This window comes from Actinoplanes subtropicus (genome assembly GCF_000721705.1).
GTDB lineage: Bacteria > Actinomycetota > Actinomycetes > Mycobacteriales > Micromonosporaceae > Actinoplanes > Actinoplanes subtropicus.
Window position 1 is genome coordinate 88,791 of the sequence record NZ_JOJL01000024.1, and the last position, 20,198, is coordinate 108,988.

18 protein-coding genes are annotated in these 20,198 nt (G+C 72.7%); 7 read left to right on the forward strand and 11 right to left on the reverse strand.

What is annotated here, in order from left to right:
• Nucleotides 1-69: 69 nt before the first annotated feature.
• Complete coding sequence (locus tag IH26_RS0131520) at nucleotides 70-927, reverse strand: helix-turn-helix domain-containing protein (RefSeq protein ID WP_051808828.1); 858 nt, start codon at nucleotides 925-927, stop codon at nucleotides 70-72.
• A gap of 201 nt (nucleotides 928-1,128) precedes the next feature.
• Nucleotides 1,129-2,001, reverse strand: coding sequence for a helix-turn-helix domain-containing protein (locus IH26_RS0131525; protein WP_030439898.1), 873 nt, complete (start codon nucleotides 1,999-2,001; stop codon nucleotides 1,129-1,131).
• A gap of 203 nt (nucleotides 2,002-2,204) precedes the next feature.
• On the opposite strand from IH26_RS0131525, the gene IH26_RS0131530 reads away from it, so the two are divergent.
• From IH26_RS0131530 to IH26_RS0131540, 3 genes are read left to right on the forward strand one after another with little or no spacing between them, the layout of a single operon-like run.
• Nucleotides 2,205-2,408 carry a DUF397 domain-containing protein gene (locus tag IH26_RS0131530; protein ID WP_030439899.1) on the forward strand — a complete coding sequence of 68 codons (204 nt, stop codon included), beginning with the start codon at nucleotides 2,205-2,207 and terminating at the stop codon, nucleotides 2,406-2,408.
• 5 nt (nucleotides 2,409-2,413) lie between these two features.
• Nucleotides 2,414-2,623 carry a DUF397 domain-containing protein gene (locus tag IH26_RS0131535; protein WP_030439900.1) on the forward strand — a complete coding sequence of 70 codons (210 nt, stop codon included), beginning with the start codon at nucleotides 2,414-2,416 and terminating at the stop codon, nucleotides 2,621-2,623.
• Nucleotides 2,624-2,634: 11 nt separating this feature from the next.
• Nucleotides 2,635-3,291 carry a phosphotransferase gene (locus tag IH26_RS0131540; RefSeq protein WP_051808831.1) on the forward strand — a complete coding sequence of 219 codons (657 nt, stop codon included), beginning with the start codon at nucleotides 2,635-2,637 and terminating at the stop codon, nucleotides 3,289-3,291.
• Nucleotides 3,292-3,295: 4 nt separating this feature from the next.
• On the opposite strand, the gene IH26_RS0131545 is transcribed toward IH26_RS0131540, so the two are convergent.
• From IH26_RS0131545 to IH26_RS64035, 5 genes are all read right to left on the reverse strand, one after another.
• Entirely contained in the window at nucleotides 3,296-4,279 is a 984-nt protein-coding gene (locus IH26_RS0131545) for a pectinesterase family protein (protein WP_030439902.1), read from the reverse strand.
• Nucleotides 4,280-4,379: 100 nt separating this feature from the next.
• Nucleotides 4,380-5,456: a DNA glycosylase AlkZ-like family protein gene (locus IH26_RS0131550; RefSeq protein ID WP_030439903.1), complete on the reverse strand. Its 1,077-nt coding sequence runs from the start codon at nucleotides 5,454-5,456 to the stop codon at nucleotides 4,380-4,382.
• Between the two features lie 11 nt (nucleotides 5,457-5,467).
• On the reverse strand, nucleotides 5,468-7,165 hold the full coding sequence (locus IH26_RS0131555; protein ID WP_030439904.1) for a RiPP maturation radical SAM C-methyltransferase: 1,698 nt from the start codon (nucleotides 7,163-7,165) through the stop codon (nucleotides 5,468-5,470).
• The gene (locus IH26_RS0131560) at nucleotides 7,162-7,473 is read right to left on the reverse strand and encodes a hypothetical protein (protein WP_030439905.1); all 312 of its coding nucleotides are present in this window, start codon (nucleotides 7,471-7,473) and stop codon (nucleotides 7,162-7,164) included. Before IH26_RS0131560 ends, IH26_RS0131555 begins: the two co-directional genes overlap by 4 nt.
• 44 nt (nucleotides 7,474-7,517) lie before the next feature.
• Complete coding sequence (locus tag IH26_RS64035) at nucleotides 7,518-10,280, reverse strand: AfsR/SARP family transcriptional regulator (RefSeq protein WP_030439906.1); 2,763 nt, start codon at nucleotides 10,278-10,280, stop codon at nucleotides 7,518-7,520.
• A gap of 116 nt (nucleotides 10,281-10,396) precedes the next feature.
• Here IH26_RS64035 and IH26_RS0131570 point away from each other — a divergent pair, with 116 nt between their 5' ends.
• Complete coding sequence (locus IH26_RS0131570) at nucleotides 10,397-10,750, forward strand: hypothetical protein (protein WP_030439907.1); 354 nt, start codon at nucleotides 10,397-10,399, stop codon at nucleotides 10,748-10,750.
• Nucleotides 10,751-10,767: 17 nt separating this feature from the next.
• Here the strand turns inward: IH26_RS0131570 and IH26_RS0131575 are convergent, their stop codons facing one another.
• Nucleotides 10,768-10,983 (reverse strand): hypothetical protein, encoded by a 216-nt coding sequence (locus IH26_RS0131575; protein WP_211268785.1) that lies wholly within the window; start codon nucleotides 10,981-10,983, stop codon nucleotides 10,768-10,770.
• 101 nt (nucleotides 10,984-11,084) lie between these two features.
• Here IH26_RS0131575 and IH26_RS0131580 point away from each other — a divergent pair, with 101 nt between their 5' ends.
• Both IH26_RS0131580 and IH26_RS0131585 read left to right on the forward strand, forming a co-directional pair.
• Nucleotides 11,085-11,924 carry a helix-turn-helix domain-containing protein gene (locus IH26_RS0131580; protein WP_030439909.1) on the forward strand — a complete coding sequence of 280 codons (840 nt, stop codon included), beginning with the start codon at nucleotides 11,085-11,087 and terminating at the stop codon, nucleotides 11,922-11,924.
• Between the two features lie 9 nt (nucleotides 11,925-11,933).
• A complete protein-coding gene (locus IH26_RS0131585; RefSeq protein WP_030439910.1) occupies nucleotides 11,934-12,122 on the forward strand; it encodes a DUF397 domain-containing protein in 189 nt (62 codons plus the stop codon).
• On the opposite strand, the gene IH26_RS0131590 is transcribed toward IH26_RS0131585, so the two are convergent.
• Complete coding sequence (locus IH26_RS0131590; RefSeq protein ID WP_030439911.1) at nucleotides 12,119-12,571, reverse strand: DUF6232 family protein; 453 nt, start codon at nucleotides 12,569-12,571, stop codon at nucleotides 12,119-12,121. The two genes, IH26_RS0131585 and IH26_RS0131590, sit on opposite strands and share 4 nt — an antisense overlap.
• A gap of 974 nt (nucleotides 12,572-13,545) precedes the next feature.
• Nucleotides 13,546-14,646, reverse strand: coding sequence for an RICIN domain-containing protein (locus IH26_RS60185; RefSeq protein WP_030439912.1), 1,101 nt, complete (start codon nucleotides 14,644-14,646; stop codon nucleotides 13,546-13,548).
• A 169-nt stretch (nucleotides 14,647-14,815) separates the two neighbouring features.
• Between IH26_RS60185 and IH26_RS0131600 the strand changes: the two genes are divergently transcribed.
• Nucleotides 14,816-17,458, forward strand: a complete 2,643-nt coding sequence (locus IH26_RS0131600) for an exo-rhamnogalacturonan lyase family protein (protein ID WP_030439913.1) — start codon at nucleotides 14,816-14,818, stop codon at nucleotides 17,456-17,458.
• Here the strand turns inward: IH26_RS0131600 and IH26_RS0131605 are convergent.
• Nucleotides 17,426-20,188 carry an ATP-binding protein gene (locus IH26_RS0131605; protein WP_030439914.1) on the reverse strand — a complete coding sequence of 921 codons (2,763 nt, stop codon included), beginning with the start codon at nucleotides 20,186-20,188 and terminating at the stop codon, nucleotides 17,426-17,428. The two genes, IH26_RS0131600 and IH26_RS0131605, sit on opposite strands and share 33 nt — an antisense overlap.
• Between the last annotated feature and the right edge of the window lie 10 nt (nucleotides 20,189-20,198).

Consider the following 20,198-nt stretch of genomic DNA (forward strand, 5'->3'; position numbering starts at 1 on the left):
CGCCCACCCGACGCTCCCGGTTCGAACCACGTTACCCCGCCGTTCCCACCACGGCGCCGGCCGGCGTGGTCAACTTCCGATCTCGCCTTGAATCCGCCGCACCAGCGCGACGGCGTCGGCGCCGCGCAAGCCGGTCGCGAGCAAGGAGTCCAGGATGGGCCGGTAGACGTCGTGCACGTGGATGCCGCGCACGATCTGGTCGCGGATCGTCGACTCGAGCAGCACGGTGGTCAGACTCGGGTCGTTGCCGAACTCGAGCAGTTCGAAGATGCCGCCCAGGCCGGGATGTCCGCCCTCGCTGGTCGGCATGACCACCAGGGTCACCTTTCCGTTCTCCGCGGCGGAGGCGAGGTGGCCCAACTGTTCGGTCATCAGCTCCGGACCGCCGATCACGCGGCGTAGGACGATCTCGTCCACGATCGCCAAGAACTGGACGTCCGGCCGAGCCGCGATCCGGCTCCGCCGTTCGGCGCGCACCCGGACTCGTGCCACCACGACCGGATCGTCCTCGGGCCGGCCCAGGATGACCGCGGTCGCCGCTCGCGCGTACCGCGGGGTCTGCAGCGGACCGGGGACGACCAGGGGCTCGTAGATGCTGATTCGGGTGGCCTCGGCCTCGTAGGCGACGTAGTCCTGGTACTCGTCGGTCAGCCCGTGCAGCGCCCACCACGGACGCGACCAGGCGACCTGAGCGAGCAGCAGGAGCCGTTCCGCCTCGGGCCCGCTCACCTCGTACACGCCCAGCAGCGCGTCCACCTCGAGCGGCGGGAGCGGGAGGAGGCCGGACTCCACCTCGTCGATGGTCGACGCCGACCAGTTCAGTCGCTGCCCCACCTCGGCGGGTGCGAGGCCGCGGGATTCGCGGAGCTCCCGCAAACGTGCGCGGAGCCGATCGCGGGCGGCCGCCGGTCCGATGATCTCTGGCATGACGAGCCTCTCTGCGAGCGAGGTCCGACTTCGGCGTCGTCCTGAGGCGGGCTATGGATATGGAAGGAGAGGGGCTCCTCTCGAGGGATCAACAGCGAGTGACAACAACGATACCGAGAACGTTTCGAGCGGGAAGAGAAGCTCGACTGTCCTGGCCGGAAATGGACCATGACCGGTTTCGCGATGCGTGAAATCGGGTCGTTACTGTCGGAGGGCCTGCACGGCGTTGGCCACCGCACGGTCGAGGCTGTCGCCGGCCGCGTCGGTGGCGAGCAGTTCGTCCATGATCTCACGAAACGGCTCTGTTTCCTCCGCGTCGGCGAGGAGGAAATCGGCAGCGGGAGTCTCGATGAAGACCACGTCCAGGTCGTCGTCCTCGGAGAAGGTGAGCAGTTCGAAGGAGCCGCCGAGTCCGGGATGGACGCCGAGGCGGAAGGGCGTCACGACGATCTCGATGTTCGCCTGGGCGCTCATCGCCACCAGGTGGTCGAGCTGGGCGGCCATCACCTGATCGCCACCGACCGGCCGCAGCAGGACACCCTCGTCGATCACCTGGCTGACGTGTGGCGGGTTGTCGCCGGCCAGCCTCGCCCGCAACGTCTCCTGCCGCTTCAGCCGGACGTCGACGATCTTGCGCACCCGCGGGTCGCGGGCGGGCTTGCGGAGGATCGACGAGGTGAGGGCCATGGCGTACTCCGCCGTCTGCAGCGCGGCCGGGACGAAGGTGGCCTGGTAGCCGTAGAGGTGCGAGGCGTCGTTCTCGAAGGCGATGAAGTTCAGGAAGTCCTCACCGAGGTGCTCGTGCTCGTCCCGCCACCACATGCGCCGGCGGGAGGCCACCGAGAGCTCGACCAGCCGGCCGACCTCGGCCGGGTTGGTGAGGCCGTAGTGGCGGGCGAGCGCCTCCACCTCGATCGGCTGGATCGTGACCTTGTTGTTCTCGATCCGGTTCAGCTTGGAGAGCGACCAGTGCATCGCCCGGGCGACCTCGGCCGCCGGCCGGTCCTCGCGCATCTCCCGCAGCTGGTTGGAGAGCCGCATGCGAGCCAGCGCCGGTCCCACGCCTTCGGTCATGAGCCCTCCCTCCGTGATCGTCCCTAAACGTTAACTCAGGACCGGCCGCTGGATCTGCAAAGTGCAGTTAGGAAATTTCCTGGGGGTGGACTACCATCGCTGAGGTTCCCGTCCGGCTATGCTAAACCGGTCATAACGGGCATACTTCTCCCGGCCGCGTGCAACGGCGCCTCCGGCCGGTCTAGATAGGTGGTGAACTGGCCGTGGACGGTCACGAGGAAACGCCACGCTGGCGGACGAGCACGCGAAGCAGCGGTGGCGCCTGTGTCGAGGTGGCTCCCCAGCGGAAAACCATCCTGGTCCGTGACTCCAAGGACCGCGGCGGGCCGGTTCTCGCCTTTGACCGGGCCGTCTTCGCCGCCTTCATCGACGGCGTGACGCACGGCGAGTTCGACCTGCGGTCCTGACCGCGATGACCTCCGCCACGGACCTGTCCGGCGCGGTCTGGCGCCGCAGCCGCCGCTCGGCCGGTGACCAGGATTTCGTCGAGGTCGCCGACAACATCCCGGGCATCGTCGCCGTCCGCGACTCCCGAAACCCGGACGGCCCCGCCCTGGTCTTCAACCTGCGCGAGTGGGAGGCCTTCGTCGGCGGCGCCAAGGACGGCGAGTTCGACCTGTAGATTGGCCGCCGATGGAGGCCGTCGAGATCGGCGAGCCGTCCGCGCGCTTCCCGGACACCTGGTCGGTCAACCGGTGGGTGGCCGGGGTGGCGGCCGACCAGGAACCGATCAGCCGGCCGGATGCGGCCGACCGCCTCGCCGGCTTCCTGCGGGCGCTGCATCGCCCGGCGCCGGCGGAGGTGCCCACCAGCCCCACCCACGGCGGTCCGCTGACCGCGCACGCCGACGGCATCGAGAATTGGCTGTCCGTTCTCGACGGCGGGGAGCGCGCCGCGGCACGACGGGTCTGGGAGGACGCCGTGGGGGCGCCGGAGTGGGATCGCCCGCCGTTGTGGGTGCACGGTGACCTCCATCCGGCCAACGTCGTCGTCGCGGACGGGACGCTGAGCGGCGTGGTCGACTTCGGCGAGCTGAGCGCGGGGGACCCGGCCGCGGATCTCTCCGCCGCCTGGGTGCTGCTGCCCACCGGCGCGGCGCCGCGGTTCCTCGAGGCGTACGGCGTGGCCGACGACGCGACGATCCGGCGCGCCGGCGGCTGGGCGGTGCTGCGCGCCCTGGTCCTCATCAGCATCGGGCGGATGGGCGAGCGGGGCCTGCCCGGCGGCAAGCCGGCCTGGCTCCCGGCCGGCCGGGCGGCGCTGCGGCGGGTGCTCGCCGCAGCGCCGTGACGGGTTACTGGACGGGGTTCCAGCCGTCGGAGCCGGCCAGGTACTTCTGGGCGGTGTAGTTGGCCGCCGTGGCGGAGCTCATCTGCGGGCGGTCCGAGGTGCCCTGGGAGGCGCCGGCGCCCGAGTTGTTGTATTCGTTGAAGCGGCACGTCTTCCAGGAGAAGCCGCTCATGTCCTGCCACGCGCCGGCCTGGCGGATGTGGCCGCCCAGCGCGGAGTCGCGAACCAGGACCTGGCCGATCGAGTCGGCGGCGCCGCCGGCGTGCCAGCAGCGGCCCAGGGCGACCGTCTTGGCGGCGGCGCTGGACGACAGGGTCGAGCGGGTGATCAGGATGCCGTACGGGTTGGACGCGTTGGTCGCGGCGGCGGTGATGTAGCCGTTGTTGCTGCTGTTGAGGTTGAGCGAGTGGATCGTCGAGCTGTCGATCACCAGCGCCCCGTTGCCGTAGATGAAGTCGACCGCGCCCTCGATGTAGCTCTTGTAGACGTACTGCCGGACCTGCTTGCTGCCGGTCCCGCCCCAGGACAGGAAGGTGTCCTGGTAGCCGAGCAGCCGGACGTTGCGGTAGGTCTGCCGGTCGCCGCCGGCGTAGAGGGCGAGGGCCTGGCTGCCCGACCCGTACGTGTTGGCGATCGTCACCCCGGTGATGGTGGTGTTGGCCGCGAGGTTGAGCACCGTGGCGCTGACCGTCGGGCCGCCGCTGGACTGCGGGGTGTTCCCGGTGATGACGATGTCGGTGGCGGTGCCGGTGGCGCCCTTGATGGTGATGCCCGACTTGGCCGACGCGATCGAGACCTGGCCGTGGTACGTGCCGGCCTTCACCGAGATGGTGTCGCCGGACTTCGCGGCGGACAGCGCGGCCTGGATCGTTGTGTAGTTCCCGGAGCCGTCGGCGGCGACCGTGATGGTGGTGGCCGCGTGGGCCGGGGCCGCCGGCGCGAGGATCAGCGCGGCGGCGGCGAGCAGGGGGATCGTGGGGCGACGCATGGGGGACCTCCTCCACACCGGAGGTGTTCCCACGACATCACCCCGGTGATCGTTGTTGTCGTTGACGCGGGACGATAGCGATCGAGAGCGATCGATGCAATCAGGCGGCGATCGACCCCACCGGCTCCAGCCCGAGCCAGTCCGCGAGCTCGGCCAGCTCGGCGCCCACCGCGGCCTCGTCGAAGGCGATGTCCTCGTGGATCGCGTCCACCCGCAGCACGCCCGCCTTCCGGTCGGCCGTCGCGTCCACCTTGCCGACCAGCTGGTCGCCGACCAGGATCGGCAGGGCCCAGTAGCCCCATCGCCGTTGCTTGGCCGGCTTGTACATCTCCAGCTGGTAGTCGAACTCGAACAGGTCGGTCATCCGCTTGCGGTCGAAGACGAGCCGGTCCAGCGGGGACAGCAGCGCGACCCGCCCCTCGAAGGGCCGGTCCAGCTGGGCCGGATCGAGCCGCCACGTTCCCCGTACGCCGTCGACCACGGCCGGCTCGCCGACGAACGGCTCGACCTGGGTGGACCGCCCGCGGACCAGGCCCATCGAGGCCAGCTCCCGCTCGTCGCGGCGGCGCAGCGCCTCCTCGAGCGGGACCGCCGGCTCGTCCGGGTAGACCCGCTCGGCCAGGTCCCAGATCCGGTCGCCGCGCCGCCGGCCGGCCAGCGCCACCTCGCCGCGCTGCACCATCAGGTCGAGCAGCCGATCCAGGTTGCGATTGTTGTTCCAGCCGCTCGACCGCCACGGCACCGTGCACGTGTCCGGCAGCTCGCGCGTGGTCAGCGGGCCCTCCGCGTCGAGCCGGGCCAGGATGTCCCGGCGGCAGCCGTCGTTCGCCCGTACCCAATCCAGAAGGTTTTCCTGCCAGCGGAGGAGCTTGCCGCGGCCGGGCCAGGCGGCCATCTCGGCGCGGTAGAGCGCGATGTCCTCGGCCGGGCGGATCATGCCGCGCAGCTCGATCAGCGTGCGTTCGGCGAGCGCCGCGGTGAGATCGGCGGGGGAGTACGCCGAACCGATCCGGCTCCAGGCGACCAGGTGGGCGCTCGGCGCGACGGCGGCGGTCGGGTCGGCCTGCAGCAGGGTCAGCCCATGGACGGCGTCGAGCAGACTGTCGGGGCGCGCGGCGTCGAGCAGCTGGGCCCGGACCGCGATGCGCCTCGCCTCCGCCCGGGAGAGCTTGTGCATGGTCAACGAGCCTAACGGCCGGGGACCGCCGGGACGGCCAGGCCGATCGCGCGGTCCTCGTCGAGGAAGAGCAGGCCACGGGCCGCGAGCTCGGCAATGGCATTTTGTCCCATCTTCTCGGATACGCCGGCCTCGCGGGCGATCGCGGCAACGGAGCGTGGCCGCTCGTCGCAGGCGAGATAGATGGCCGCGACCGGGTCGGGAAAGGTATAGGTGCCACGGGGGAAAGCGGGGCGGCGGTCCTGGATCTGCAGCAGGCCGGGAATGGCGCGGTAGGTCAGCGTCGGCCGTTCGAGGGAAGCCCAATTGCTGTTCCAGAGGCCGACCGCGGAACGGACGCCGGTATACACCGCATCGTCGAGCGGGGACGGCCATTCGAAGAAATACGCGGCCCTCGAGAGGTCCACCGAGGACGGGTAGACGTAGCGGTAACTCGGCTCCGGCTCGGGCGAGACCGCCTCGGCGAAGAGCGGGCTGAAGCGTTCGAGCCAGATGCGGTCGGCCGAGCCGGGCGGTTGGAGGTGGGCGAGGCTCGGGATGGCGGCGGCCTGGGCGGAGTAGTCGTCGGCCGTCTCACCGGGAAAGCCCCAGAGCAGATTCCAGGCGATGTCGATGTCGTAGTAGCGGGCCCACTTCAGGAGGCAGACGTTCTGCGCGGCGCGTACGCCCTTGCGCATGAGCCGTAGCACCCGCGAGCTGAGCGATTCCAGCCCGGGTTGCAGCCGCCGGACGCCCGCCCGGGCCAGCAGGCGCAGATCGGCCCGGCTCAGGTTGGCCTTGACCTCGTAGAACAGGTCGTAGCCGGCCGAGGTGAGCGCGGGCATGACGGTGGTCAGATAGCGCGGGTCGAGGATGTTGTCGACCGCCTCGAAGCGGAAGGTCCGATAGCGCCGGGCCAGCGTGTCCAATTCGGCGAGGACCTGTTCCGGCGGCTTGCTTCGATAGCGCATGGTCTCGCCGTTGAGGCCGCAGAACGTGCAATGGTGTTTCTCGCCCCACCAGCAGCCGCGGCTCGACTCGTACGGGAGCAGCACGCTTTCCCGATCGAGCAGGCCGAGCCGCTCCGCCCGCTCGAAGTACTCATCGAAATCGGGAATCCCGGAAATGTCCGAAGGGGGCGCCCCGAGCAGCAACGGCAGAGCGGCCTCTCCCGGCCCGGAGACGAAGTGATCCACGCAGGACAGAGCACGGTGATACTCGGCCCCCATCACCCCGTCGAAGTTCGCCCCACCGAAGACAGTGACGATCCCCGGATACCGCTCCTTGAGCCGCCGTGCCAGCGCAAACGAGGCGACATTCTGCTGAAATGTCGTGGTAAACCCGACAAATTGCGCGGCGCGCCAAGCGGGATCACCGGCCAACGAGTCGAGAAAGGATGGCACCACCCGATCCCGCAGCTCCAGCAGATCGAGCGGCGGCACCTCGGAACCGAAATCCGCCACGATCGAGCCGGCCGGATCGGGCGCGCCGCGGCCGAATGCGGCAACCGAGAAGAGCCAGTCCCCGAACTGCCGCCCCCGGTGGGCCGCCAGCATCCGATACGCCGACATCCCGACCAAGGATGCGAAATCCAGAGAAGCGTGCATCGTTCGTACGGCAAATCCCGCTTTTTCCACCGCGACCTTGAGCAGGCCCAGCTGCAGCGACGGCCGATCGGCATCCGCGAACGGCATCGAGACCAGCACCACCGAGGCGCCGGCCGGGCTCACCGCCCGATCTTCCCCAGCTGCACCTTGACCGTGTCGTCCGACCCGCCGCCGCCCCCGTCCGCGGTCAGCGCCGGCGCGAACGCCTGGTCGAAGATGGTGGACAGGTCGGGCAGCTCCGCACCGTGGGCGACCGTCACCCCCGGCACGCTGCGAACGACCCGGGTGTCGGGCAGGGTGCGGCCGAGCGCGTCGGCCGCGATCGCGAAGAGGGCCAGCAGCACCGTCTGCTCCTGCTCGCTGAGCTGGACGGTGGCGAGCTTCTCGGCCAGGGAGTCGAGGTCTTGCCGGGTAATGGTCGTGGTCGTCATCGTGACCTCCGGCCACCCATGCTCGGCGCGCCCGGCCGCCCGGGTCAAGGCGCCGTCAGCAATCGGTCACGCACCGCCGCCGTCTCCGGATGCTCCAGGAACTCGAAGATCTCCAGCGCCTCCCGCCAGCAGTCCCGGGCCGCGCCGAGCCGCCCGTCCTCCCGGCACGTGTCGCCGAGCGAGACCAGCGTGTCCGCCTCGTTGAACCGGTCGCCGAACTCGCGGTAGAGCCCGGCCGCCCGCCGGTAGTGCACCTCGGCCGCCGGGTACGACCCGAGCCGCCGATGGATGTACCCGAGGCTGTCCAGCGTCTCCGCCTCGCCGAACCGGTCGCCGATGCGCCGCTGCCGGTCGAGCGCCGCCGCGCACCGGGCGAGGGCCCGCCGATGGTCGCCGAGCCGGGCGTGGAACCAGCCGACCGCGTTGAGCGCCCGGCCCACGCCCGCGTCGTTCCCGGCCTCCCGATGCGACGCCAGGGCCAGCCGGGCGCGGTCGAGGGCTTCCCGGTCGCGGCCCTGTCGTTCCAAAACCCAGGCGGCCGTACGGTGCACCCGAGCCCGGCCGCCCGGATCCCCGAGCCGCGCGAAGAGCGCCAGCGCCGACTCCAGCTCCGCGGCCGCCTCGCCGAACCGCCCGAGCCGCACCAGCGCCGAGCCCAGCATCCGGCGCGTCTCGGCCCGCAGCGACGGGTCGTCCAGCCGGGTCGCCGCCGCCAGCGCCGAGGTCAGCACGTCCACCTTGTCCTGCCAGTGCCCGGCGTAGTCCAGGAACGACACCATGGTCCAGGCCAGCCGCACCACCTTGTCCTCGTGGCCTCGGTGCCGGGCCATCGCCAGCAGTACCGGGCGCTCGCCGGCCAGCCACCCCGCGGCCTCCCGCCGGTCCGCGAAGGCCGCGACCGTCACCCCGGCCGCCGCCCCTTCCACCGGGGAACGGTCGTCGCGATGCGGCTTGAGCAGCATGTCCGCCTCGTGCGCCGAGTGCAGGTAATGATCGAGCAGGCGGATGCTCGCGGCCTCGCGGTCCGCCACCGGGTCCTCGTCGCGGTGACGGCCGATCGCGTACGCCCGAAGCAGGTCGTGCAGCTCGAACCGCCCGCCGGCCCGCTCCCCGATCAGGTGTGCCCCGGCCAGCTCGGCCAGCGCCCGCCGGGTCGCGGCCACCGGCTGGGCGGCCAGGCTGGCCGCGGCCGCCACCCCGAAACCCGGCCCGGGATGCGGCCCGAGCAGCCGGAACAACCGGGCCGTCGGCGGGCTCAGCTGGCGGTACGACCAGTCGAACGCGGCCCGCACGTCGGCCGACCGGTCCTCGACCGAGGCCACGAAGGCCGGCGCCGCGAAGCCCTCCCGCACCTCCTCGGCCACCTGGCCGAGCGACAGCCCCGGCCGGGTCACCGCGCGCGCCGCCACCACCGCGAGGGCCAGCGGCAGCCGCGCGCACGCCCCGATCAGCGTGGTCACCGCGCCGGGCTCGGCCGCGACCCGCTCGGCGCCGAGCCGGGCGCGCAGCAACAGCCGGGCCGCGGCGTACCCGGGCAGGTCGAGCGCGACCGGCCGGGCGCCCTCGGCCACCACCAGGCCGGTCAGGTCGTTGCGGCTGGTCACCAGCGTCAGGCAGCCGGGGGTGCCGGGCAGCAGCGGGCGCACCTGTTCGCTGCTGCGCGCGTTGTCCAGCAGCACCAGCATCCGGCGGCCGGCGAGCAGGCTGCGGTAGAGGGCGGTCTGGCCGGTCAGCGCGGGCGGCACGGCGTGCGCGGGGACGGCCAGCGCGATGAGGAAGTCGCGGACCACCTCGCCGGGGTCGGCCTGCTCGCCGTCCGGGTCGAAGCCGCGGAGGTCGGCGTAGAGCTGCCCGTCCGGGAAACGGGCCCGGACGCCGTGCGCCCACCGTACGGCCAAACTGGTCTTGCCCACGCCCGCGGTGCCGGCCAGCACCGCCACGGTCGCCCTGTCCCGCCCGTCGACCAGCGCGTCCAGCCGGTCCAGCTCGTCCGCCCGGTTGACGAACTCGGGCAGCCCCGGCGGCAGCTGCGCGGGCGCGACCCGGGCCGCCGCCGGCGCGTCGAGGCCGGGATCGGCGTCCAGCATCCGGCGGTGCAGGCGTTGCAGGGCGGCGGTCGGCTCCACCCCGAGCTCGTCCCGCAGCAGCCGGGTCAGCCGGCGGAACTCCGCCAGCGCCGCCTCCCGCCGGCCGTCCCGGTAGAGCGCGAGCATCAGCAGCCCGCGCAGCCGCTCGTCGGCCGGGTGCTCGGCCACGATCGGGCGCAACTCGTCGATCTCCACCCGGCCGTGCAGCTCCAGTTCGGTCTCGACCCGGTCGGCCGCCAGCGCGAGCCGCAGCTCGTCCAGCCGGTGTCGCTCGGCCGCCAGGTACAGTCCGGGCAGACCGTCGCAGAACGGCCCGCGCCACACGTCGAGGGCGGCGCGCCAGGCGGCGAGTGCGCCGGCCAGGTCGCCGTCGCGGCGCAGCGCCCGGCCGGCCGCGACCTGGCGTTCGAACTCGTCGAGGTCCCGGCGCCCGGGCGGGACGGCCAGCACGTAGCCGTGCTCGGTCCAGCTCAGCAGGCGGTCCGGAGCCAGGGCCGAGCGCAGCGCGGAGACGTGTTTCTGCAGCTGGTTCACGGCGTACGCGGGAGGCTCCTCGCCCCAGACGGCCCGGATCAACCGATCCCGGCCGAACGGCCGGTTGGGCCGCAGCAGCAGCGTGGCGAGCACCGCCTGGCGCTGCGCCGAACCGAGCCGGACGACGCTCTCGCCCCGACGGGCCCGCAGCGGCCCGAGCAGCTCGAAGCGCAGGGCCACGTCCATCCGGCCTCCCGTGGGGCGTCGCGCTCAGATTAGCCCGGTCCAGGCCGCGTTCCAGCGGTCGTTCCAGCGGGCCGGGCGACGCTCGGGACAGCAAGCCAACGAAACGAGGAGGACCAATGCCCAACCTGACCGATTACGCCGTCGTCCAGGACACCTCGGTGAAGCTGCCGAAGTCCAACGGGGACATCGACCACGACTACCCGAAGTTCGGCGCGGCCGGCCTGGCCGCCGGGCGCTCGATCCTGATGTTCAAGATCAACCCGGAGGGCACCGCCGAGCTGAAGGTGACCCTGAACAACTCCGACGTGCTGACCTCGACCTTCAGCACCGACCCGACCCGCACCTGGCATGAGATCATCGACGACGGCGTGCTCAAGGAGAGCGACAACGTCCTGACCATCACCCGCAACGACGGCGACGGCTCGCTGGAGGTCTCCGACGTCCTGGTGATGTACCAGCACGAGGTCTGATCGGGGCGGCCCGCCGGTCAGTGTGTCCAGCGGATGAACCGGTCGAACATCTCGGCCGGCGGGCCGGTCGGCTGGTCGCCGAAAGCGTCGTCCAGCTGCGCCCACATGTGGGTGGCAAGGGCCGCCTTGTCCAGCCGCGCCGCCAAGTGGTGGCGCGCCGGTGCGCAGGGCCACGGGTTGCCGCAGGAGCGGCAGCGCCACGACGGCCGGTCGGGGATGTGGTCGGTCGCCACGGCGTCAGTTTGCGCGCGCACTTTTACCCGGTCAACTACGCAACCACGGGTACGTCACCGCAAAGAGTGAACCCTCCGCATCGATCAGGCACAATGCGGCCGTGGACAGTCCCACGTTCGTGAGGTTCCAGCTCGGCGCCCAGCTGCGCCGGCTGCGCGACGAGGCCAAGATGCCGACCGAGCGCGCCGCCGACGTCATCGAGGTGTCCGCGAGCACGCTGCGCCGGATCGAATCGGGCCGGGTCGGCATCAAGGGCCCGGCGCTGACCGCGCTTCTCGACGAGTACGGCGTGCGGGACGCCGCGCTGCGCGAGACGCTGCTGTCGATGGCCCGGGAGGGCAAGCGCCGCGGCTGGTGGGCCAAGTTCGGCGACCTGCCGCCGGCGTACCGGCAGTACATCGGCCTCGAATCGGCGGCCGACCAGATGCAGAACTTCGAGACCATCGTGGTGCCCGGCCTGCTGCAGACCGAGGCGTACGCCCGGGCGATGACGAACTCCGACGCGTTCAAGCCGACCCCGTCCGCGATCGAGCAGCGCGTGACGGTCCGGATGGAGCGGCAGAAGCTGATCAAGGAGGACCGCTTGCAGCTCATCGCGGTCATGGACGAGGCGGTGCTGCATCGCCAGATCGGCGGCCCGCGGGTGATGCACGACCAGCTCACCGCGCTGCTGGAGGCGGCCGAGCTGTGGAACGTCACGCTCCAGGTGATCCCGTTCCGGGAGGGGGCGTACGCCTCGATGCTCTCGTCCTTCGCGATCCTCAGCTTTCCCGACCACGAAGGAGTGGTTTACATCGAGGGTCTGACCGGAGACCTTTACGCTGAGGGTGTTGACGTCAACCGATGCACGACCGTCTTCAACGACCTCCGGTCGTCCGCGTTGTCGCCGTCCGAGTCGATCGCGATGATCACGCAGATTCGCGATGCCCAGCAGGCTTAGGAGTCAGGGATGCTCGACCAGAGTTGGCGCAAGAGCACGCGCAGTGGCAGCAACGGCCAGTGCGTCGAGGCCCGCCGGATGGGCGACACGATCGAGCTGCGCGACAGCAAGGACCGCTCGGGCCCGGTGCTCTCCTTCACGCTCGGCCAGTGGACCGCGTTCACCGCCGGCGTGAAGGGCGCCGAGTTCGACCGCTAGTCGTAGGGGCTCAGCTGACGGTTGTCCTCGACCGCGCGGACCAGCGCGCGCCAGACGAACCCGAAGATCCGATGGTCCCGCGTGCCGAACAGCACGACCCGTCGGCCGCGCAGCGTCGCGTGGATCTCCTGATATCGCGGGTTCTGGTGGAAGTCGTTGAGCGCACCCACCGCCATCCCGCACGCGGAGAGCAGCCCCACCCCGATCATCAGGGCCGACCCGTAGAAGACCGCGAACGGCGCCGCGATCGCCACTTCCAGCCCCGCGGTGATCGCCGCAACCCGGACCGTCGGGTAGCTGTAGGTCAGATGCCGCTCCGCGGCCCACAGCTCCGAGACGTTGATCCGCAGCCCGTCCACGTGGATGTGCCAGCTCGTGATGGTGATCTCGTCACTCTGATAGAGGACCCGAAAGACCGGTTTCGGCCGGCTCGCGCTGCTGGTGGACATCTGTGACCCCTTCGTGACCCCGTCCCTCCATTAGACGCGGCGCACGCTACTTGCAGGTAGCCAAAAGTCAACAGCGAATCACGATGTGCGAAAACCAATCTGCAAAGTGCAGATAGCCGATGGCGGCTACGCGAGGTGGACCTTGCCTCCGTTCTACCCGAAACCCGAAATTCACCACATCACGTGTACGCGTGACCCAGTCCCGAACCGCAGCCGGGACCGCCCCGCCTCATCAGGCGGCCTGGCTGCAACGACAGCCTTTGCCGCCCGCGCCGGGCTGAGCTGCCACTCCCGCCGCCCCGCCGACACAGCGGCCCCACCACGCCCCCCGCCCCGCCGGCCAACGGCCCGCCCCGCCCCGGGCGGCTGCTGCTTCGGCCGGCTGCTGCTTCGGCCGGCTGCTGCTTCGGCCGGCTGCTGCTTCGGCCGGCTGCTGCTTCGGCCGGCTGCTGCTTCGCCGGACCCCGCTGCGGCGCCGACCGTCCGGGCGACCGCCGCGCGCCGTGTCGGTAGCCCGGCCGATCTTGAAGACGCGGCGTTCGGCGCGAACGGAAACTCTTCGTCGTTGCGTTCGCCCAGCTGAAGAGTGGTGGTTTCCGTTGGCTGTGAACGCCGCGTCCTCAAGATCTAACTGGCACGCGACCGGCGGCCCTAGGCGGCGCGGCACGGCGCCCTGTCTTGCTCTGCGCACTGTGGCGGGCCCCGCTCTGCGCACTGTGGCGGGCCCCGCTCTGCGCACTGTGGCGGGCCCCGCTCTGCGCACTGTGGCGCGGCCCGCTCTGCGCACTGTGGCGCGGCCCGCTCTGCGCACTGTGGCGCGGCCCGCTCTGCGCACTGTGGCGGGCCCCGCTCTGCGCACTGTGGCGCGGCCCGCTCTGCGCACTGTGGCGCACCCCCGGGTTCGGCCCGACGGCGGGCGCGGGCGCGGCGGGAGCGCCAGGAGAGGTGGCTGCGGGAGAGCTTCCGCGCTTTCGTCAGGGGAGGGTCCAGCTTTGGGCGGTCGCGCCGGTGCACCTGGTCGTCTTGGCGGTTGCGCCGGCCGTGCCCGGGTCGGTCAGGCACTCGTTGGTGGACGGGTTGACCAGCGTGTGCGACGGGCCCGCTCGCCACTGCTGCGTCGCCGTGCTGCCGCAGCCCTCGATGTGGACGGTGGCGTCGCCGGTCACCTGGGCGCAGCGGCCCGATACCCGCAGCGTGCCGTCGGGCGTCAGGGTGAAGCTCTGGGCCGGCAGGTTTACGCAACCGGTCACCACCAGCGGGCTGCCGTCCACGCCCAGCAGTCCACCCAGCGCCAGGCAGCGGCCGCTCGCCGCGGTCATCTTGCCGGTCCGGTCGGCGGACGGCGGCGCGGCCAGCGTCGACGAGGGGGAGGGCGACGCGGTGGCCGAGGCCGATTCGCTGGCCGAAGCCGACGGGGAGGCACTCGACGAACTCGGCGACGGCGAGGCGCTGTGCGACGCCGACGGCCGGGCCGAGGCCTTGACCGGGTCCGCCGGCAGCGTCGTGGTGAACTTCGGCAGCACCGCGCCCGGCTGGCTCGTGTGCTTCTCCGGGGCGAAGACCAGCCACCCGACGATCGTCAGCGCCACGGCCAGCCCGCCGGCCAGGATCAGCAGGCGCAGCGGCACCCCGAGGCGGGGCCGGCGCGGCGGCGCGGGTGGCGGCGTCGCCGGCTCGTCGACGATCACGGACTGGATCAGCACCGTGGGCGCATCCGCGGGCCCCCGGCTCGGCTGGTCCGGCACCGGTCCGATGTAGGGCCGGACCAGGACCGGGTCGGGCCGCTCGGACCTCGACACAGCCGTGTCGGGCCGCACCCGGTCGGCGCGGCCGGTGGCGGGCTGGCCGGTCGGGGGCTGGCTGGTGGCGGACCGGGCGGTGGCGGGCTGGCCGGTCGGGGGCTGGCCGGTGGCGGGCTGGCCGGTGGCGGACCGGGCGGCGGCGGGCTGGCCGCTCGGGGGCTGGCCGGTGGCGGACCGGGCGGCGGCGGGCTGGCCGCTCGGGGGCTGGCTGGTGGCTGGTTGAGCCGTGGCGGGCTGGGCGGTGGCGGGCCGGTCGTCGTTCATGTCGGTCATGTCGGGCCTCGGTCGACGGGGAGGACAAGCAGGTGACCATACGCGAAAAGGGACTCGAAGGGATCAACGGCGGCCGCCCGCATCGTAAGGTAAGCGCTTTCCGCATCATGAGCGCGATCACCAAAACATCGATTGACATGGATCACTGCGACCGCGTACCGGTAGGCCCATGACACCACCGCTGACCCGCCGGACCCTGCTCGCCGGCTCGCTGGCCGCCGCCGCCCCGCTTCCCACCCTGCACTTCGAGGAGGACGCATTGCCCGAGGCCGAGCTGCACTGGCTCGACGGCCCGCCGCGGGAGACGACCGGCAGCGCCTGGGGTGTCCCGTGGCCGCGCGGCCGCCTGGCCCGCGACACCGAACTCGCGCTCACCACCGCCGATGGCACCCCGGTCCCGGTCCAGTCCTGGCCGCTCGCCTACTGGCCCGACGGCACCCTCAAGTGGACCGGTCACGCGATCGCCCCCGGCGCCGAGGCCGCCGCGTACCGCCTGACCCCCGGAAACCCCGCAAATCCCGAAACCCCGATTGCCGTACGCCGGGACGGCAGCGACCTGATCCTCACCAACGGCGTCCTCGAGGTGCGCCTGGCGACCCGCGGCGACGTCCCGATCCGCGCGATAACCCGGGCCGGCCGGAGCACGGCGACGGGCGGCCGCCTGGTGCTCGACCTGCAGGACCGGCCCGACGACGACGCCGGCACGCCGGTGCGGACGGCCTACCGCGCGACCATCGAGAAGGCCACCGTCGAGCAGTCCGGTCCGGTCCGAGCCGTCGTCAAGCTCACCGGCGCGTACCACCGCGGCGGCCGGCGCATCCTGCCCTGGACGCTGCGGGTCTACCTCGCCGCCGGCGCCGAGGCGATCCGCCTGGTGCACAGCTTCACCTGGGACGCCGACCCGGCCCGTGACTTCATCCGCGGCCTCGGCCTGCGCTTCGACGTCCCGATGACCGACGCCACCCACGACCGGCACATCCGCTATGGCGTCGCCGGGGGCGGCGTCTGGGGCGAGCCGGTCCGGGTGCTCACCGGCCTGCGCCGCGACCCCGGCGCCGCAGTCGACGCCGCCCAGGTGGCGGGCACCCCGACCCCGCCGGTCGCCGAGTGGAACACCCAGGTCAGCGCCGGCTACCAGCAACTGGCCGAGTGGAACGACTTCCGGCTCACCCAGGATTCCGCCGACCACTTCACCGTCGCCAAGCGCACCTCGGCCGCCGGCAGCTGGCTACGGCACGCCGGCCGGGGCAAGCGGGCCAGCGGCTTCGGCTACTGCGGCGGCGTCTCCGGCGGGCTGGGCTTCGGGCTCACCGACTTCTGGCAGCGGTTCCCGCGGGCGCTCGACATCCGCGGCGCGGCCGGCGCCACCGCCGAGGTGACGCTCTGGTCGTGGTCGCCGTACGCGCCGGCGATGGACCTGCGGCACTACGACACCGGCGCGCACGGCCTGGACCTGGCCTACGAGGACGTGCAAGCGGGCTTCAGCACCCCGGAGGGGATCGTCGGGTCCACCGAGATCATCGTGTGGGGCTTCGACCGTACGCCCGCAAGGAATCGCATCGCGGCGCTCGAGGCCGCACTCACCGCAACCCCGCAGGTGGTCGCCGCCCCGCAGTGGTATCACGCGGCCGCCGTCTTCGGCCGGTGGAGCCTGCCCGACCGCACCACCCCGGCCCGGGTGACGCTGGAGAACGCGCTGGACAACGAGATCGCCTTCTACGCCGGCCAGGTCGACCAGCGGCAGTGGTACGGCTACTGGAACTACGGCGACGTGATGCACACCTACGACCTGGACCGGCACGAGTGGCGGTACGACGTCGGCGGCTACGCCTGGGACAACGGCGAGCTCGGCACGGACGCCCTGCTCTGGTACGCGTTCCTGCGCTCCGGCAGGTCTGATTTCTTCCGCTCGGCCCGGGCGATGACCCGGCACATCAGCGAGGTCGACACCCACCACGCCGGACGGTTCGCCGGGCTCGGCTCCCGGCACAACGTCTCGCACTGGGGCGACGGCGCGAAGGAGGCCCGGATCGGCGAGTCGTTCACCAAGCGGTTCGCCTACTACCTGACCGCCGACGAGCTGCTCGGCGAGCTGATCCGCACCTCGCTGCGGGCGGACCGGACGCTGCTGACGGTGGAGCCGCTGCGCGAGGTGCTGCCGCCGCAGACGCTGGCGCCGACCCGGCTGCGGATCGGGCCGGACTGGTATGCGTTGGTCAGCAACTGGCTCACCGAGTGGGAGCGGACCGGCGACACCCGCTGGCGGGATCGGATCGTCACCGGCATGACCGACATTTCGGCATTTCCCGCCGGGCTGTTCACCGGCGAGGCCGGGGGAGCGGTCGGCTTCGACCCCGCGACCGGCCATCTCACCAACTTCAACAAGGGCGACTACACCGGCGGCTACAACCTGGCGATGGCCTTCGGCGGCGAGCAGATCCTGTGGGAGGCGCTGGACCTTGTCGACGTGCCCGCCTTTAAAGCGAAATTTCTGGAATACGCCCGATACGTGCAGGCGCCGAGCGCGGAGAAGATCGCCCACTTCGGCTTCGACTTCAACCCCGGAGTCTTCCCGACGATCTACTCACGAGTGACGGCCTGGGCCGGCGAGCAAACAGACGACGCCGTGGTGAAAAAGCGCGGCTGGACCCAGTTCCTCAACGACCCATCCGGCAAACCCTGGCCGGCCCCCATCACCGTCGACGGCGTCCAGGAGATCCCGACCGCCGCCGACTTCGCCACCAACGACTTCGCCCAGCGCGGCCTGGCCATCATCTCGCTACTGGCGATCGCTCCCGGCGAGGCCCCGTGACAGCTGCGCGCGGGTTTCGCACCCGAGCTTCTGGAACACATGCGTGAGATGGGTCTCGACGGTGCGCCGCGTGACGTACAGCTGCTGGGCGATCTCCCGATTGCTCAGCCCGCGCGCGGCCATCGTCGCAACCCGGTGCTCGGCCGGGGTCAGCGCCAGCGAGTCCGCCGACCGCGGCCGGGCCCCCGCCGCCCGCAGTTCCTCGCGGCAGCGCCGGGCCAGCAGCCGCATCCCGCCCGGCTCGGCCAGTCCCAACGCCTTCGCGAGCGGCTCCCGGGCGGCGGCCCGATGGTTGGCCCGCCGCAGCGTCGCCCCCAACGTGACCAGCACCCGCACGTACTCCAGCCGGCACGGCGAATCGGCCAGCAACAGAGCCGCCTCCCGCAACACTTTGATTGCCTCGTCGTGCCCGAGCGTCCCGGCCAGCGCCCGCAACCCCGCCCCGCGCGGCCCCGGCAGCCCGAGCCGCTCGGCCAGCTCCAGATGCTCCTCGGCGAGCAGCCGCGCCGCCCGCACGTCGCCGAGCTGAACCAGCGCCCGCGAGTCGTCCACCCGCCACGCCGCCATCCCCGGGTGGCTCGCCTCCAGCTGCTTCCACGTCTCGGCCGCCGCGGTCAGATCCGCGTGCGCGTCGGCCGGCCGGTGCTGGGCCAGCCGCAGCCGGGCCCGGCGTTCCAGCAGCAGGCCGGTCGCGATCCAGCCCTCCGGCGGCGACGGGTTGGCCGCCAGCACCGCCTCCGCCTCGGCCGGCTCGTCCAGCTCGGTGAGCGCCTCGACCAGCGGAAAGATCGACCAGAGCAGCGCCGCGGGCGGGCTGTTGGCCTTCTTGAAGTCGTACGCGATCCGCGCGTCCGCCTCCGCGTCCCGGATCCGTCCCGCCTGCAGGTGCGCCATGGCCCGCAGGAAGCTGCCGTGCGCCAGCGCTATCCGCCAGCCGCGCGGCCGGGCCAGGTCGATCAGCGCCGTGCACCGCTCCCGGGCCGCCTCCGGCTCGCCGTAGACGATCAGTGAGAACTTCGCCAGGGTGGCCACGATCGAGTCGTTGTCGTCGGGCTCGATCGGCGTGGCCAGCCAGGCGCGCGGCTCCGCGGCCGGCCGGCCGTCGCAGAGCGCCTCCCAGGCCAGGCAGATCGGCCGCAGCGGCAGCTCCGGCGGCAGCCTTCGGACCAGGTCGTGCGCCTCGGCCGCGCCGCCCGCGCGCAGGCAGACCTCGCCGATCAGCTCGGCCTCGAGCCGGGCCAGCACCTCGGGGTCGGCGCCGGACGGCTGGGCCAGGCCGAGCCGGCACATCCGCACCGCCTCCTCGAAGTAGCCGGCCAGCCCGAGCGCCCGGCCGCCGGCCAGCGCGAGCCGGGCCCGCTGCCGCGGGTCGGCGGCCATCTCGACGGCCGAGCGGAGCAGGCCGGGCGCGTCCGGGCCGGCCTGGGCGGCGAGCACCAGCCCGAGTCGGCTGCGTACGTCGGCCTCGTCGGCGCGCTCCGGCGGCGGCTCGGCGAGCGCCCGGCGCAGGAAGGCGGCCGCGCTCTCCGGCGCTCCCCGGCGACCGGCGCCCTGGGCGGCCTCGCGCAGCGTCCGCACCGTCTCGGCGTCCCGGGCCGGCTCGCTGTGCAGCAGGTGCAGGGCGACCGCCTCCGGGTCGGCCCGCTCCCGGGCGAGGATCGCCGCCGCCCGGCCGTGCCACTGCGCCCGCTGGCTGGCCGGCAGCCCCTGGTAGAGCGCGGCCGCCGCCATCGGGTGCACCAGCTCGCGGTAGTTGAGCAGCCCGGCCGTCCGCAGCCGGTCGGCCAGCCGGGCCGCGACCGGCGTCTCCAAGCCGGCCAGCTCGGCGGCGTGCCGCAGCGGCGCGCCCCGGCCGAGCACGGCGAACGCCCGGGCCAGCGTCTCGGCGCCGGCCGGCAACCGGCACAGCTGGCGCTCGATCGCCCGGGCGACCTGTTCCGGGCCGAACGAGCTGAGCCGGGCGGCGACCTGCTCGGTCGGGTCGATCCGCTCGGCTCGCAGGTGGGCGAGCAGGGCCCCGAGCAGGAACGGGTTCCCGGCCGTCGCGGCGTGGCAGGACTCGGCGAAGCCGGGCGCGGCGCCGGGCAGCCGGTCGTCGACCACCGCCGCCACCGCGGCCGGGCCGAGCGGGGCCGGCCGCACGGGCGGCTCGGCGGTCGCCGCGAGCAGGTCGGCCACCAGCGCGGGCTCGGCCGGTGGCTCGCCGGAGCGGGCCGCGCACAGGATGCCCAGCGGCAGGTCGGCGGACTGCCGGACGAGCTGGATCAGCCAGCGCAGCGAGGGCGCGTCGGCCCAGTGCACGTCGTCGACCACGAGCAGCGCCGGGCCGCGCTCGGCCAGCCCGCAGGCGAGCCAGACCAGGCCGTGCGACGCGGCGTGCATGGCCTCGCCGTCCAGCGCCGGCTCGGCGCCCGCGCCGTCCAGGGCGCGGCGGGCCAGGGCGGCCGCGCCGACGGCCAGCGACTCCCACTCGGCGCCGACGCGCAGCGGGGCGAACAGCTGGCGGGCGATGCCCCAGCCGGCGTCGTGCTCGAGGGGACCGCCCCAGGCCCGCAGCACCCGCATCCCGGCCGCGGCGGCGGCCCGCGCCGCGGCGGCGATCAGGCTGGACTTGCCGATGCCGGCCGGACCCTCGACGAGGATCAGCCGGCCGGCGCCCGCGCGCACGTCGCCGAGCTGGGAGTCGAGGGCGGCCATCTCGGCGTCGCGCTGCAGCAGCAGGCGAGGCATGGTCCGACGG